Source organism: Bacillus cereus group sp. MYBKT14-1, assembly GCF_051915185.1.
Taxonomy (GTDB): domain Bacteria; phylum Bacillota; class Bacilli; order Bacillales; family Bacillaceae_G; genus Bacillus_A; species Bacillus_A cereus.
The window spans coordinates 1181368-1194249 of record NZ_JBQAEF010000001.1 but is presented as its reverse complement, the minus strand read 5'-3'; the positions used below and the strand labels follow the sequence as shown (position 1 = coordinate 1194249).

Here is a 12882-nt window from a genome sequence, read left to right as displayed (position 1 = left end):
TTTTATAGTGCTGCGTTTACATCCAATCTTTCTTTTATCGAATAATTCGTTTTTAACCAATGTGCAATATTTTCAATATCCGTTGAGAAGATGCGATCATTTGTAATAGATGGTACTTGCTGACGCCCTTGATGGTAGAAGCTCTTCGTCACTGTACTCATGTTTTCAATTCCGCGATATTCTGCCGCTTGCATCGCACAAATCATTTCAATTGAAAGAACACGTCTTACATTTTGAATAATTTGATGTGCATGACGTGAAGCGATTGTTCCCATACTTACGTGATCTTCTTGGTTAGCTGATGACGGGATTGAATCAACACTCGCCGGATGTGCTAACGTTTTATTTTCAGAAACTAGTGACGCTGCAGCATATTGCATAATCATTGCACCAGACTGAAGTCCTGGTTCTGGACTTAAAAATGGCGGTAAATCGTTTAACTGCGGATTTACTAAACGCTCAATACGACGCTCTGAAATGTTTGCAAGTTCCGCCATTCCTACTTTTAAGAAGTCCATCGCAAATGCAATCGGTTGACCATGGAAATTACCACCTGAAATTACTTTTTCCCCGCCATCAAAGATTAGCGGATTATCTGTTGCGGCATTCATTTCAATTTCTAATTTTTCTTTCACATAATTCAAAACTTGCCAAGAAGCACCGTGTACTTGCGGGATACAACGAAGTGAATAGGCATCCTGTACACGTAGTTCTCCTTGTTTTGTTGTTAACTTACTATCATGAAGAATGTCACGAATTCTGCTTGCTACATCCACTTGCTCTTTATAGCCACGTGCTTTATGAACATTTTCATCAAATGCATCAATAATGCCTTGTAACCCTTCAATTGTCATCGAAGCAATTAGTTCAGCTTGATACGCCGTTGCTTCTGCTTCTATATAAGAAAGAACTCCTTGTGCTGTCATCGCCTGCGTACCATTAATTAACGCAAGACCTTCTTTCGCTTCAAGTTCAATTGGCTCAAGCCCTTCTTCTGTAAGAGCAACCATTGCATGAACGCGTTTCCCCTTATAGAACACTTCACCTTCGCCTAATAATACGAGCGCAAGATGAGATAAAGGTGCTAAATCTCCACTTGCACCAAGTGAACCTTGTTGCGGAACGACTGGATGAATTTTACGATTTACAAACTCAAGAAGCATATTTACAACAAGCGGCCTTACGCCTGATACTCCTTTAAGCATCGTGTTCGCTCGTAAAATTAACATTCCGCGCGATACTTCTTCCGGGAATGGATCACCTATCCCACATGCATGTGACTGAATTAAATTATGTTGAAGTGCCTTTACATCATCTTTTTGGATAAGCACATCACTAAACTTTCCAAATCCAGTTGTAATACCGTAAACGACTTTTCCGTCCTCTACAATTTTCTCAACTACTTCGCGGCACTCCGCTACCTTTTGCATACTAGTTGGACAAGCTGTTACACCTTCTCCTTCCAGTAATAACCTCTTCATTTCTTCAACTGTCAATGTATGTCCTGTTAACGTAATCATCATTTTTCCTCCTTAAAAAGGCAAAAGGGGACCTTATCTTTTTAAGACAGACTTCTGTCCTAAAAAAGTAAGGCCCCCTTCTAACTAATAGACTATGGGCAAATCATATGTGATTAATTCCTAAACCAATCGCCTCATGCTCAGATCCTTTTACAGGTGCACCAATCGTTCCATATAATGCAACAGCAACCCATTCGCCTTCTTTTTTCCCGTCGTATGGTGTACCGCGCACAATCGCAAAACGAAGTCCTACTGTACGAAGAACGTCTGCTAACTGAATTTGACCTCTCGTCACTCCGTACAAAGCTTCCATAATTGCATGATAAAGTGCATGTGTTTCTCTGTAAACGTCTGTTTCAATAACTTGGTTGCTTTTAGCCGCTGTTTCCATTGCTGCGACAACCTTTTGCGAATTCATCGAACCCACTTTCCCCGTACAATACTTCCAACCTTTTGGAATGGATAATACAGGACTTTCATTCTCATCCGCAAGTGCCAACAGCATGGCCATACGACCAATTCGATGTGTTCCTTGAAGAAGCATGTGACTCTCTCATTTCTTTTGAATTATTTGAATATTACTTAATTTAAGAATATATGAAAACGGTTAAATCGTCAATAGTTTAAAATCATATTCAAACATTTTTTTCATCCCCCTAATTTTGTGTACACAAATGATTTACACAAAATTTCCAGACGTGCTATAGTCTCACTAACAGATGCAAAGGGGCGAAATTTCAGTGACAAAACGAAAAGATATTCATTTTCGAATTGAAGAGAAATTACTTGAAAGGTTTGAATCAGCACTCCATTACGAAGGTTTAAAGAAAACAGATGTATTAACACATGCAATCCAACAATTTTGCACAAAGGTGGAATGTGACAAAATGAATGATGTAAAACGTCAATATAACGTTAGCAACCATTTACAAACACGCATCGACACACATACACATTACGAAGAAAAACACGTAGATTTAGATAAGATCGTCATTGAACATTTACACCTTCAAGGGGATGAAAACATATTAGAGGTTGGGTGCGCTAGTGGAAAATTCCTTTCCCTTTTACAAACAAATGGTCATAAAGGCCCATTAACCAGGTTTGATCAATCCGAAGCTATGCTTGCTGAAGCTGCTAAAATAAATAACTTAATAGAATGGAAACGAGGGGACGCTAGTAAACTTCCTTTCGAAACAAATTGTTATGACCTAATAATTGCAAGACATATGTTATACCATGTGAAAGATGTTGAAAAAACAATTCAAGGCTTTTATAAAGTCATTCGTTCTGGTGGAACACTTTTAGCTACAACAAATTCTAAAGTTTCATTACCTCGTATAGTTGAAATGTGTAACAACATGCTTGACGCATTTGATCTACCGAAAACATCACCAGCAGTCTCTCCATTTTGTTTAGAAAATGGTAAAGAGATAGTAGCATCTGCTTTTCAAACGGTTGAAGAAACAGTTATTCATAATGCGCTCGTTTTTGATCATGCTACCCCAATAGTAAACTATATTTCCAGCATGTTTCCATCGTTAAATATACCCGATAATATGTATCTTCAAGCCGAGATGAAAGAATGGCTAACAGAAGAAATCAACAAGGAATTATCTCTCCATAACGGTATATGGCGCGATCCAAAAACGTTAGTAATTTATCGGTGTAAAAAAGAAAAAAGCTAGCATTTGCTAGCTTTTACACGTTTTCTCGTAAAAGTTTCTCCATTACTACATTACCTTTACCACAATAAAAATCTGTATTATGTTTGTCTGCCACTCCAAAATAAGAGGCAATTGCTATTCCAAATGGTACAAATGCATGCCCTTGTGCTGTAATGATATTTGAGTGTTGCACAACTTCTTCATACACGAAATTTTCTACTGGAAAACAATCGAATTTTTGATAATCTATAGTCGCAGTATAAGAAATCCCTTTAAATAACCCTGCTTTTGCTAGCGCATACGGTCCAGCACAAATTGCCGCCACTAATTTTTCTTGTTCGTGAAATTGACGAATGACTGAAAAAAGAGATTTCGCATCTTTCAACTGTACTTCTTCTCCACCTGGAATAAGTACCCCCTCATACTCATCTACACGTACTTCACTTACTTCTATATGTGGTTGCACTTGCAAACCTGTTTCACTTATAATCAATTCTTTTGTTAAGCCCGCTGTAATGATTTCAAATTTATTTTTCAGCAATGCCGTCGCTACTGTTATTTCAAACTCCGCAAATGTTGGGTATACAAATAAAAGTATTTTTTTCATAGCCCTCTCTCCTTTAACCAGTCCATAAAATATACCTCTAAATCGTCAACTGTTAATCTATTCGTGTCCACATAAGTTACAGGAAATTGTTTATACCAGTCTTTTTCAGTTTCTGCTAATTTAAATTGCTCCTCAAATGTACTTCTGTTTCTTGTTCTATCATTATTTTTTCTATCATATAAATTACTTTCCGATACATCCAAATAAAAAATAGCATCCGAACGGCATTCTCTTAATTTATATAATTCATCTTTCAATTCATTTTCTATATCCCACTCTTTCCCTATAACCATTGGGTAAAAAAGTGTATAAAATTCGATGTCTTCTGGCCCACGATCAAAAATCACGACTGAACCTTTTGCATTTTGAAAATCTTTTATTTTAGCTTCTATAAACATTTTTTGATTTGCTATAAACCCTTCTTTTGAATTCATATCCAACTTTAATCGCTTTCGCTTTTCTACAATTGGATAAGGATTTTCATATATAACTGAAAACCCACATCGCTCTAACCTTTTAGCCAATGTCGTTTTTCCGCTTGCCATCGGTCCTTGGAGTGAAATTACATATGCCATTCCTCTCATTCCCTTGCGCTTTAGTAAAACTATAATATACAGAATCTTGAAAACTATCAACATTATATATATCATCTTGTTTCTTATTCTTATCTAACTTATAATGAAAAATAGAGATTATGACGGACGCATCAATAATGTAAGCTTGGAAATCCAAGCTTACATTATTTTTTGCTTTCCCTTTTCTAATAAAAAGAGTATACTAGATTGGAACGTATGTTCTTAATAATTACATACAGTAAGGAGATAGAACAATGGTATACGACACAAAAGCAATTTCTTGGAATGAATCTTTAAAACAACTTCAACGCCGCTATACAAACAAACAAGTTGACCGAAAAGAATTTGAGGATATTGAACTGATGGAATTCTTCCGCGATAACGACTACATTTCTTTACCTACACACATAAGCGGCCTATCAAAAACACGTTTTACTTCTTACTCTATTTTCACAACTGAAGATAAAGATCGTAAAGTTGGCACATTAATCATTGAATATGTAGAAGATGATAATAATAATTTACATGTGGAACAACTATACTTTGTTTAAATGATAACGCTTGGTCAAAATGACCAAGCGTTCTTGCTTTCTATGAATCTCACTGTATATAATATGAATAAAAGAAAACCGCTATCATTAAGGGGGGATATGCTTGCTCGAAGGATGGTTCAGTTGGTTCATTGTATTATGGACGGTTATTTTATTAGGGCTTATGTCTATCGGTGGATACTTTATGTTCAGAAAATTTTTAAAACGTTTACCAAAAGAAGACGGCATGTCCATTTTGGATTGGGAAGAACACTACATAAATAAAACGAGACATTTATGGGCTGACGAACAAAAACAATTGTTAGAAGAGCTTGTAAGTCCTGTTCCAGAACTATTTCGCGATGTTGCAAAATCAAAGATTGCTGGAAAAATCGGGGAACTTGCATTACAAGAAAATGCCTCTCAAATTACACAAGACTTAATTATTAAAGGATATATCATTGCCACACCAAAGCGTGATCATAAATTTTTAATTAAAAAACTACAAGAAAAAAAGATTGATTATTCTAACTATCGATCTTTACTCGCAAAGTAACTTCATATTATTTTCGATAAAAAAGACAGCGCCTTTGACGCTGTCTTTTTTATTTGGTACATATACAGTTTTTAAGTTAGTTTCATATCTTTTTCATTATAAAAACCATCTTCTTTTTCCATTTCCTTCTGTAATTTCGTAAAGGAACGATACATTGCAATTCTCCATGACACAATCATCGCGAACGCAAGTAAAAAGAACATGCCACTAAGTTGTCCTAAATCAAGAGATTGGCTTAAGTATGTTTTAAATACAATCCGCACTACAAGTAATCCAATTAATATAAAAACAAAGGCTTTGGAACGCTTCAAATAAATCTCTTGTCCTCTAATTTCAAATTTAGATGTTTTAATAAGAAAAATAGAGAAAAACAAACCGACGCCAATTGCTTCTAACATTTCCGCTGGAGTTAATCGAAATTCAGGAAAAACATACATCAATGCTCCCGTGCTCATAAAAAATGGCGGAAGTATAATTTTTTTCAATGTTGCAGGTTTCTTAGCTGCTTTTAAACGAATAAACATCGCACCGACAGCCATACAAACAGCAACGATACTTGATAAAAGAACTATGTTCATATTTTCTCATCCTTTTTTGTGGCTATATGCAAAATATACTTTCATTATATGCTTTTCCGTTAGTATTTCCAACATTTTCGCAGAATAATACTAAAAACCGGTAAAACCACCAAATAAACTTGAGAAATATACGATAATTTTCGTCATCCAGTTAAAGTATAGGAAGACCCCCATAACAATCATAATATATCCTCCGACTTTCATGAAGGCCATACTATTTCTTTTAATCCAAGACATTTTCGTAATAAAGAATGACAGTACGAAAAACGGGATAGCAAATCCAAGTATGTAAGCAATCATGTAAATCATTGCTGATTCTGGGTTTGTTGCTGCTAATCCAATTACGGACACTAGAATTGGTCCGGTACATGGCGTCCACCCTGCTGCAAAGGCTAATCCAATTAGTACTGATCCAAAATAGCCACTTGGACGATTTTTAAATGTAAATTTACGGTCTTGCATTAAAAATTTCGGCTTAAACACCCCGACAATAATTAAGCCGAACACGATGATAAATATACCACCTAACTGTCTGATTAAATCTTTATAGTCAGTAAAGATTCCTCCAATAAAACTTGTACCAAATCCAATTGCAATAAATATAATTGAAAATCCAAGTAAGAAAAACGCTGTATGTATCATACTTCTTTTGCGAAGCATTGCATTTTCTTCTTTCAATTCAGAAACCGACATACCTGTTATGTACGATAAAAATGCCGGATAAAGCGGTAAGCAACATGGGGAAATAAATGATAAGAACCCGGCGCCAAACGCTAAAAAAATACTAATATCTTGCATCATTCCACTCCTCTCCCTAAATATTGTAACAAAAACACATAAAAATACTATGAACAATTCGTGAAATCACTTTTACAACGTGGCAATAAGAAAAACCGTACTTCCTCACAGTTTCTAATAAAACGTTTTCATTTCCTTCTATTATATAGAAAAAACTCAAATGGATTATGAAAACTCCTTTAATTGTCATTACCATAACAAAGGTAACATAGTTTCTCAAATAATTAGCACGTTACTAGTACGTCTATATACATATTGGTTTAAAAAATATTTTTTTCAAATGCTGGCTCTATACAATGCAAAGTTGATTTTATAATACTTCTACTATTAATAATTTCAAGATTATGCATAAATATCATACTTTTATTATTATTCTATAAAATGTCATACTTTTCTTTCATTTGACCCTTTATTTCTAATTTTGTATACTTCCCTCTAGTTATATATTTTCGATACGGAACAACTTCATATAGATGGGAGGAATTTTTCATGCTTCGTTATTCTCTTTTAGTTTTATTAGGAGCGTGTAGTTATGGAATTTTAGCTATTTTTGTTAAGCTTGCATATGCAGAAGGATTTTCACTTGGAGAGGTAATTGGCAGCCAATATTTGTTCGGTTGGATTATTTTGCTTGCTATTACACTTCTATTTTCTAGACATCGCGTTCCTTTAAAGCAAGCATTACTTTTATTCGTTGCAGGAACATCTGCAAGTTTTACCGGAATTTTTTATTATGCTTCATTAAAAACTGTACCAGCTTCTATTGCAATTATTCTTTTATTCCAATTTGTTTGGGTCGGAATTATCATTGAAGCAGTCGCAACAAAAACATTACCTTCAAGAGAAAAAGTTATTTCTGTTATTTTCTTACTTGTAGGGACATTTTTATCAAGTGGTTTACTTGAACAATCAGCAGGTGCTTTCAATACGACTGGGATCATTTTAGGTTTATTATCTGCTGTTACATTCGCAACATACATTTTCGTGAGCGGAAAAGTTGCTGTTGAAGTACCTTCATTACCGCGCGGTGTTCTCTTAATGACTGGTGCTTTAACTTTAGTCATGATTGTATTCCCACCAACATTTATTTTTAATGGTGCCATTTCTCAAGGTCTTTGGAAATACGGTTTAGGATTAGGAACATTTAGTATCGTAATTCCATCTATTGCCTTTACAATCGGTATTCCAAAAATCGGTTCTGGCTTAGCAACTATTCTTGGTGCAGCGGAACTACCAGTTACAACAATTATGTCCGTATTCGTTTTAAAAGAGGCTGTACTATCTTCACAATGGTTCGGTGTATCACTTATTTTAATCGGGATTGCAATCCCGCAAATTGCATACGCAATGCGTGGACGTTATCGTAAACATCATACGCATAAAAAAGTCGCAGCATAAAGCGAAACTTTAATTAGTTGAACCAATCGGACTGCCCATTAATACGGGATAAACGAGAGAGGATTTTCATTTGAGAATCCTCTCTTTTATTGTTGTATACTTATGATAAATATTTTGCTGAAGAAAGAAGGCATACTACATGGTATCTATTTCAAATCAACTAAAAGAAAAACTTATTTCCATCCGTCGACATTTACATGAGTATCCAGAACTATCGTATGAAGAGTTCGAAACAACAAAAGCAATAAAAAATTGGTTAGAAGAAAAAAACATTACTATCATTGACTCCAATTTAGAAACAGGAATTATCGCTGAAGTGTCTGGTAATAAAAACGGGCCAATTGTAGCAGTTCGTGCTGATATTGATGCCCTTCCTATTCAAGAAGAAACACATTTGTCCTATGCATCTAAAGTACGAGGAAAAATGCATGCTTGTGGACACGATTTTCATACAGCTGCCATTTTAGGTACTGCTTTCTTATTAAAAGAAAGAGAATCTTCCCTAAATGGAACGGTTCGCTTCATATTCCAACCAGCTGAAGAAAGTAGTAATGGCGCTTGCAAAGTTATTGATGCTGGACATTTACGTAATGTGCAAGCGATTTTCGGCATGCATAATAAACCTGATTTACCAGTAGGTACAATTGGCATTAAAGATGGTCCACTGATGGCTGGAGTTGATCGATTTGAAATTGAAATTCACGGAGTTGGTACACACGCGGCTGTACCAGATGCTGGCGTAGATCCTATTGTCGCATCCTCTCAAATTGTGATGGCACTGCAAACAATTGTAAGCCGAAATATAAGTTCATCTCATAATGCGGTTGTTAGTGTTACAAATATTCACGCAGGAAATACGTGGAACGTAATTCCTGAAAAAGCTACGTTAGAAGGAACGATTCGCACGTTCCAAGCTGAAACACGTGAAAAGATTCCAGCACTCATGGAGCGTATTATTAAAGGTGTATCTGATGCATTAGGTGTAAAAACGAAATTCCGTTTTTATTCAGGTCCTCCTGCTGTTCACAACGATAAAGCTCTTACAGACTTATCTACTCAAGTTGCCACAAAGATGAATCTTAATATCATCTCGCCTAGTCTATCAATGGCTGGAGAAGATTTCTCATTTTACCAACAGGAAATACCAGGTTCATTCGTCTTTATGGGAACGAGCGGTACACATGAATGGCATCATCCTGCTTTTACAATTAATGAAGAGGCACTGCCTATAAGTGCAGAATACTTTGCTTTACTAGCCGAAAGAGCACTTAAACAATTCTCATAAAAAAAGCCGTTCAAAGTGCATCTCAGCACCCTGAACGGCTTTTCTTATTAAGTTAAATCACGTTTTAAAAACACAGTATATGAAATACATAAAAATACGAACAAATAAAGTAGCAACATACATGATGCAAACGGGAATGTTACTCCATCAATAAAACTTCCGTTCTTTGAAATACTATATAAATCTGTGTTTGCTGGCAATAAATATTTCGCCCAGTTATATCTAGTGGCTGCTAATAACGCAATATTGCCTGATAAAGCAAGGAATAGTGAAATACCAATTGCACCTCCACTAGATCTCGTTAACACAGAAATCATAAATGCAAACGATGCGTACACAACCGTTGGTAACCACGATAAAACATAATATTTACTTGCTTCTACAAAAATGTTTTGTTTTATTATATTTCCATCTTGGAAAATAAACTCACTCCATGCAGGCTGTTGGAATTTATAAATAACAAGTCCACATAAAGCGGAGAAGATCATATTAAATATAAATAATAAAGCTGCAAATATAACGATTGCTAAAAATTTTGCTGTTAAAATTTTAAAGCGACTCGCTGGTCGTATCGTTAAAAATTTATATGTTCCCCAGCTATATTCATTCGCAAAAATTGTACTTGCATACACGAGGATAAATGGGAGCAAAATTGGAAATACGATAAAACCTGTATCTCTCATGAAAGAAAGTGGAGAACTGCTTGCCGGTGCTGTATCCGTATCTAAATGCTTCATCTTAAGCTGGTATTCTTTTACAAGCTCATCCCCTGATTTTTCTGCTAAAATAGCTTCTTTTTTCATGCCAAGCTTTTTCTCAATTTCTACAGTTCGTTCTGTATAATCTACTTTCCATCCTTTTGTTTCCGGTTCAAAATACTTTACCGTAACCCATCCTAATCCGATTATTAATACTGCAATAACTGCAAATGGAATAATCGTTCGCTTCCGCTTAAATATTTTATACAGTTCGTTATATACTAAATTAAACAATATCTTTTCCCCCTGTTAATTCTAAAAATTGCTCTTCTAACGTTTTTCTTTCTTCATATACACGATACACTTGAATATTTTTCTCAAGCAATGTACGAATAACATTTGGGATTTCTTCATCTTTTACATTAATAAGTAATTCATTATCTTTTACTAAAATATCATGCCCTAATATTTCTGCTGCTTTATTCGCATCATCTACACGTATACGGATCGTCTCCATCTCTTCGCTTTGGCTATGCTGAATATTTTGCGTAGCCACATATTCCCCGTGCTGAATAATGATAACTCTGTCACACATTAATTCAACTTCTGAAAGTAAGTGACTTGATACAAGTACAGCTTTTCCTTGTTCATGTGCAATTTTTTTTATGTACATTCTCATTTCATGTATTCCACTAGGGTCTAATCCATTTGTCGGTTCATCTAGTATCAACACGTCTGGATCGTGAATAAGTGCCTGAGCGATTCCTAAACGTTGTCTCATGCCGAGTGAATACGCTTTTACTTTGCGATCAATTACTTGTCCCATCCCTAACAATTTCACTACTTCATCGATACGTTCTTCGGTCACATTACCATTCATTCGTCCGAAATATGTTAAATTTTCATAGCCGCTCAAAAAAGGATAAAATTCAGGTGTCTCAATTACCGCTCCAATTTTCGCAGCTGTTTTTTCGAATTGCTGTTTCACAGATTGACCATCAATCCATACTTCACCTTCTGTCATACGGATCATACCAACCATCATTCTCATTAAAGTCGTTTTTCCAGCACCGTTTGGTCCGAGTAAACCGACAACCTCGCCTTTTTTCACTTCAAAACTAATATTTTGTACAAGTGTCTTTGATCCGATTCGCTTCGTTAACCGATCGACTTTTACAATTGATTGTTCATTTGTCATTCTATACAACCTTTCCTTCCCATTCTTTGTCAGGTCCTTTCACTGTAACATGATTATTTTTATGTGTAAAATGGAAAAAGGCATGATTTCTCATGCCTTTTTCTTGAAATGCAACGAATTTTTATCTTGTAAACTTTGAACAAATCGAAAACATTGCACCATCGATAATAGAAGGATAACAATCATAATTATACTCACTACTACTATTGCATATATTGTAATCGGTGCACTATTTATCCCTTGTATTCCTGCTATTCTTATAAAGATAATCGTAAATAATTTTAAAAATAACATCCCATTAACTAATCCAAAAACAAACGCTGCTCCATAAATGAATAATTGCTCCTGACATAATAAACATAGCACTTCTTTTCTTTTTATATTTTCTGCTACATAAGATGTAAACTCCTCTCTCCTCACTAGCAAAAGGGAGTACATCATTTTATATGTAGTAAAAATACATATGAAAATTAGTACAATAAACAGTGTGTAAAAATACATTTGAAATACAAATGCATCCCCTACTTTCAAAATAGCTCCTTCATTAAATTGTAACGATATCATAAAAAACAAAATCATAATACTCATAGCAATCCACATAAATTGCTTCATCCTTTTGGTAGCAAATGTTCTAATATTTTTTCTCGCTAACCGACATAAAGACATAAAATTCTTCCCCTACCTTATTACATACGCATTCTATACTACTAGTGTATAAAAATATGACATTTTAAACATCGCACTACAATCGGAATTTCTTCTAAGTCTTTAGTCCTAGAAAACGAAATGATAAAAAATCACATTTAGAATATAATTGTAAAAAGGAGGAGATTGCATGCGTATAAAATTACTATCAATCTTGTTTTTATTATTACTCACAAGTTGTAGCCAAATAAAAAACAATGAAGTTGCCATTGTTGAGCCATACAAATTAACAAAAGAGCAAGCTTCTATTTTACAAATGACTCCTTTTCAAGAAGGAAATAGCATGTTTTATAACGTTACGCTTAAAAATGATAAAGATGAAATAAATGCTACAATTGATTATTATAACAATGGTAAAAAAACAAAAGAAATTGCTAATATAGCTACCTCACATTTTTCAAAAAAGAAAGTAAAGCTTTCTTTTTTACCACCACATTTCCAATTCGATAAAGATATACAAGAAAAAAGGCAGTGGTATATGAATATTGAAGGTGCTTCAACGCTTGTTCATGAAGAAGCACCACCAAGCGTAAATAGCTCCGCAACTACTACAATCCAATCTATAAAAAATTTAAAATACAATCAAAAAACAATTTTAGCTGCTGTAATCCAAACAAGTAAAGAAACTGTAAGCGTCCCTACAATTGACGAAGACAAAGGTATTGATTTACTCTTAAAAGAAAATGAACACGTTTATCTATTTAGTATCGAGCTAAAAAAAGAACAATAAAGCGGAAATGCAACTTAAGTTGCATTTCCGCTTTATT

The 12882-nt window shown here is 34.8% G+C and carries 16 protein-coding genes; 6 read left to right on the top strand and 10 right to left on the bottom strand.

Annotation, left to right across the window (positions count from 1 at the left end; all coding sequences use genetic code 11):
- Window positions 1–2: 2 nt before the first annotated feature.
- The gene (gene hutH, locus ACTFO4_RS06405) at window positions 3–1520 is read right to left on the bottom strand and encodes a histidine ammonia-lyase (RefSeq protein WP_000631874.1); all 1518 of its coding nucleotides are present in this window, start codon (window positions 1518–1520) and stop codon (window positions 3–5) included.
- Window positions 1521–1623: 103 nt separating this feature from the next.
- Window positions 1624–2064 (bottom strand): hut operon transcriptional regulator HutP, encoded by a 441-nt coding sequence (gene hutP / locus ACTFO4_RS06400; RefSeq protein WP_000926516.1) that lies wholly within the window; start codon window positions 2062–2064, stop codon window positions 1624–1626.
- A 196-nt stretch (window positions 2065–2260) separates the two neighbouring features.
- On the opposite strand from hutP, the gene ACTFO4_RS06395 reads away from it, so the two are divergent.
- Complete coding sequence (locus ACTFO4_RS06395) at window positions 2261–3208, top strand: class I SAM-dependent methyltransferase (RefSeq protein WP_440013024.1); 948 nt, start codon at window positions 2261–2263, stop codon at window positions 3206–3208.
- 13 nt (window positions 3209–3221) lie between these two features.
- Here the strand turns inward: ACTFO4_RS06395 and ACTFO4_RS06390 are convergent, their stop codons facing one another.
- Both ACTFO4_RS06390 and ACTFO4_RS06385 read right to left on the bottom strand, forming a co-directional pair.
- Window positions 3222–3794, bottom strand: a complete 573-nt coding sequence (locus tag ACTFO4_RS06390) for a DJ-1/PfpI family protein (protein ID WP_017674196.1) — start codon at window positions 3792–3794, stop codon at window positions 3222–3224.
- Entirely contained in the window at window positions 3791–4369 is a 579-nt protein-coding gene (locus ACTFO4_RS06385) for an ATP/GTP-binding protein (protein ID WP_000332129.1), read from the bottom strand. Before ACTFO4_RS06385 ends, ACTFO4_RS06390 begins: the two co-directional genes overlap by 4 nt.
- 254 nt (window positions 4370–4623) lie before the next feature.
- On the opposite strand from ACTFO4_RS06385, the gene ACTFO4_RS06380 reads away from it, so the two are divergent.
- Both ACTFO4_RS06380 and ACTFO4_RS06375 read left to right on the top strand, forming a co-directional pair.
- Window positions 4624–4920, top strand: a complete 297-nt coding sequence (locus tag ACTFO4_RS06380; protein ID WP_000262401.1) for a hypothetical protein — start codon at window positions 4624–4626, stop codon at window positions 4918–4920.
- A 103-nt stretch (window positions 4921–5023) separates the two neighbouring features.
- Complete coding sequence (locus ACTFO4_RS06375; RefSeq protein WP_000889373.1) at window positions 5024–5455, top strand: DUF2621 domain-containing protein; 432 nt, start codon at window positions 5024–5026, stop codon at window positions 5453–5455.
- Window positions 5456–5526: 71 nt separating this feature from the next.
- Here ACTFO4_RS06375 and ACTFO4_RS06370 read toward each other — a convergent pair whose 3' ends face one another.
- The 3 genes from ACTFO4_RS06370 to ACTFO4_RS06360 all read right to left on the bottom strand — a co-directional run bounded on the left by ACTFO4_RS06370 (window position 5527) and on the right by ACTFO4_RS06360 (window position 6997).
- Window positions 5527–6033, bottom strand: a complete 507-nt coding sequence (locus ACTFO4_RS06370) for a CcdC family protein (RefSeq protein ID WP_001028439.1) — start codon at window positions 6031–6033, stop codon at window positions 5527–5529.
- A gap of 90 nt (window positions 6034–6123) precedes the next feature.
- Window positions 6124–6831 (bottom strand): cytochrome c-type biogenesis protein CcdA, encoded by a 708-nt coding sequence (ccdA, locus tag ACTFO4_RS06365; RefSeq protein WP_001152676.1) that lies wholly within the window; start codon window positions 6829–6831, stop codon window positions 6124–6126.
- 16 nt (window positions 6832–6847) lie between these two features.
- Entirely contained in the window at window positions 6848–6997 is a 150-nt protein-coding gene (locus tag ACTFO4_RS06360) for a peptidase T (protein WP_071732505.1), read from the bottom strand.
- Between the two features lie 323 nt (window positions 6998–7320).
- Between ACTFO4_RS06360 and ACTFO4_RS06355 the strand changes: the two genes are divergently transcribed.
- Both ACTFO4_RS06355 and ACTFO4_RS06350 read left to right on the top strand, forming a co-directional pair.
- Window positions 7321–8229: an EamA family transporter gene (locus ACTFO4_RS06355; RefSeq protein WP_061457608.1), complete on the top strand. Its 909-nt coding sequence runs from the start codon at window positions 7321–7323 to the stop codon at window positions 8227–8229.
- Between the two features lie 139 nt (window positions 8230–8368).
- Window positions 8369–9514 carry a M20 peptidase aminoacylase family protein gene (locus ACTFO4_RS06350; protein ID WP_000253675.1) on the top strand — a complete coding sequence of 382 codons (1146 nt, stop codon included), beginning with the start codon at window positions 8369–8371 and terminating at the stop codon, window positions 9512–9514.
- 47 nt (window positions 9515–9561) lie between these two features.
- Here the strand turns inward: ACTFO4_RS06350 and ACTFO4_RS06345 are convergent, their stop codons facing one another.
- The 3 genes from ACTFO4_RS06345 to ACTFO4_RS06335 all read right to left on the bottom strand — a co-directional run bounded on the left by ACTFO4_RS06345 (window position 9562) and on the right by ACTFO4_RS06335 (window position 12076).
- Complete coding sequence (locus ACTFO4_RS06345) at window positions 9562–10506, bottom strand: ABC transporter permease (protein ID WP_000482759.1); 945 nt, start codon at window positions 10504–10506, stop codon at window positions 9562–9564.
- Window positions 10499–11410 (bottom strand): ABC transporter ATP-binding protein, encoded by a 912-nt coding sequence (locus tag ACTFO4_RS06340; RefSeq protein WP_142307842.1) that lies wholly within the window; start codon window positions 11408–11410, stop codon window positions 10499–10501. Before ACTFO4_RS06340 ends, ACTFO4_RS06345 begins: the two co-directional genes overlap by 8 nt.
- 90 nt (window positions 11411–11500) lie before the next feature.
- Entirely contained in the window at window positions 11501–12076 is a 576-nt protein-coding gene (locus ACTFO4_RS06335; protein ID WP_000050617.1) for an ABC transporter permease, read from the bottom strand.
- Between the two features lie 169 nt (window positions 12077–12245).
- On the opposite strand from ACTFO4_RS06335, the gene ACTFO4_RS06330 reads away from it, so the two are divergent.
- Window positions 12246–12845, top strand: coding sequence for a hypothetical protein (locus ACTFO4_RS06330; protein ID WP_001220617.1), 600 nt, complete (start codon window positions 12246–12248; stop codon window positions 12843–12845).
- Window positions 12846–12882: the final 37 nt, after the last annotated feature.

Bases quoted from the DNA above. Each gene is read 5' to 3' on its own strand.
- ACTFO4_RS06380 (WP_000262401.1), top strand. From the start codon at position 4,624: ATGGTATACGACACAAAAGCAATTTCTTGGAATGAATCTTTAAAACAA.
- ACTFO4_RS06370 (WP_001028439.1), bottom strand. From the start codon at position 6,033: ATGAACATAGTTCTTTTATCAAGTATCGTTGCTGTTTGTATGGCTGTC.
- ACTFO4_RS06340 (WP_142307842.1), bottom strand. From the start codon at position 11,410: ATGACAAATGAACAATCAATTGTAAAAGTCGATCGGTTAACGAAGCGA.
- ACTFO4_RS06350 (WP_000253675.1), top strand. From the start codon at position 8,369: ATGGTATCTATTTCAAATCAACTAAAAGAAAAACTTATTTCCATCCGT.
- ACTFO4_RS06335 (WP_000050617.1), bottom strand. From the start codon at position 12,076: ATGTCTTTATGTCGGTTAGCGAGAAAAAATATTAGAACATTTGCTACC.
- ACTFO4_RS06355 (WP_061457608.1), top strand. From the start codon at position 7,321: ATGCTTCGTTATTCTCTTTTAGTTTTATTAGGAGCGTGTAGTTATGGA.
- ACTFO4_RS06330 (WP_001220617.1), top strand. From the start codon at position 12,246: ATGCGTATAAAATTACTATCAATCTTGTTTTTATTATTACTCACAAGT.
- hutH (WP_000631874.1), bottom strand. From the start codon at position 1,520: ATGATTACGTTAACAGGACATACATTGACAGTTGAAGAAATGAAGAGG.
- hutP (WP_000926516.1), bottom strand. From the start codon at position 2,064: ATGCTTCTTCAAGGAACACATCGAATTGGTCGTATGGCCATGCTGTTG.
- ACTFO4_RS06385 (WP_000332129.1), bottom strand. From the start codon at position 4,369: ATGGCATATGTAATTTCACTCCAAGGACCGATGGCAAGCGGAAAAACG.
- ACTFO4_RS06390 (WP_017674196.1), bottom strand. From the start codon at position 3,794: ATGAAAAAAATACTTTTATTTGTATACCCAACATTTGCGGAGTTTGAA.
- ccdA (WP_001152676.1), bottom strand. From the start codon at position 6,831: ATGCAAGATATTAGTATTTTTTTAGCGTTTGGCGCCGGGTTCTTATCA.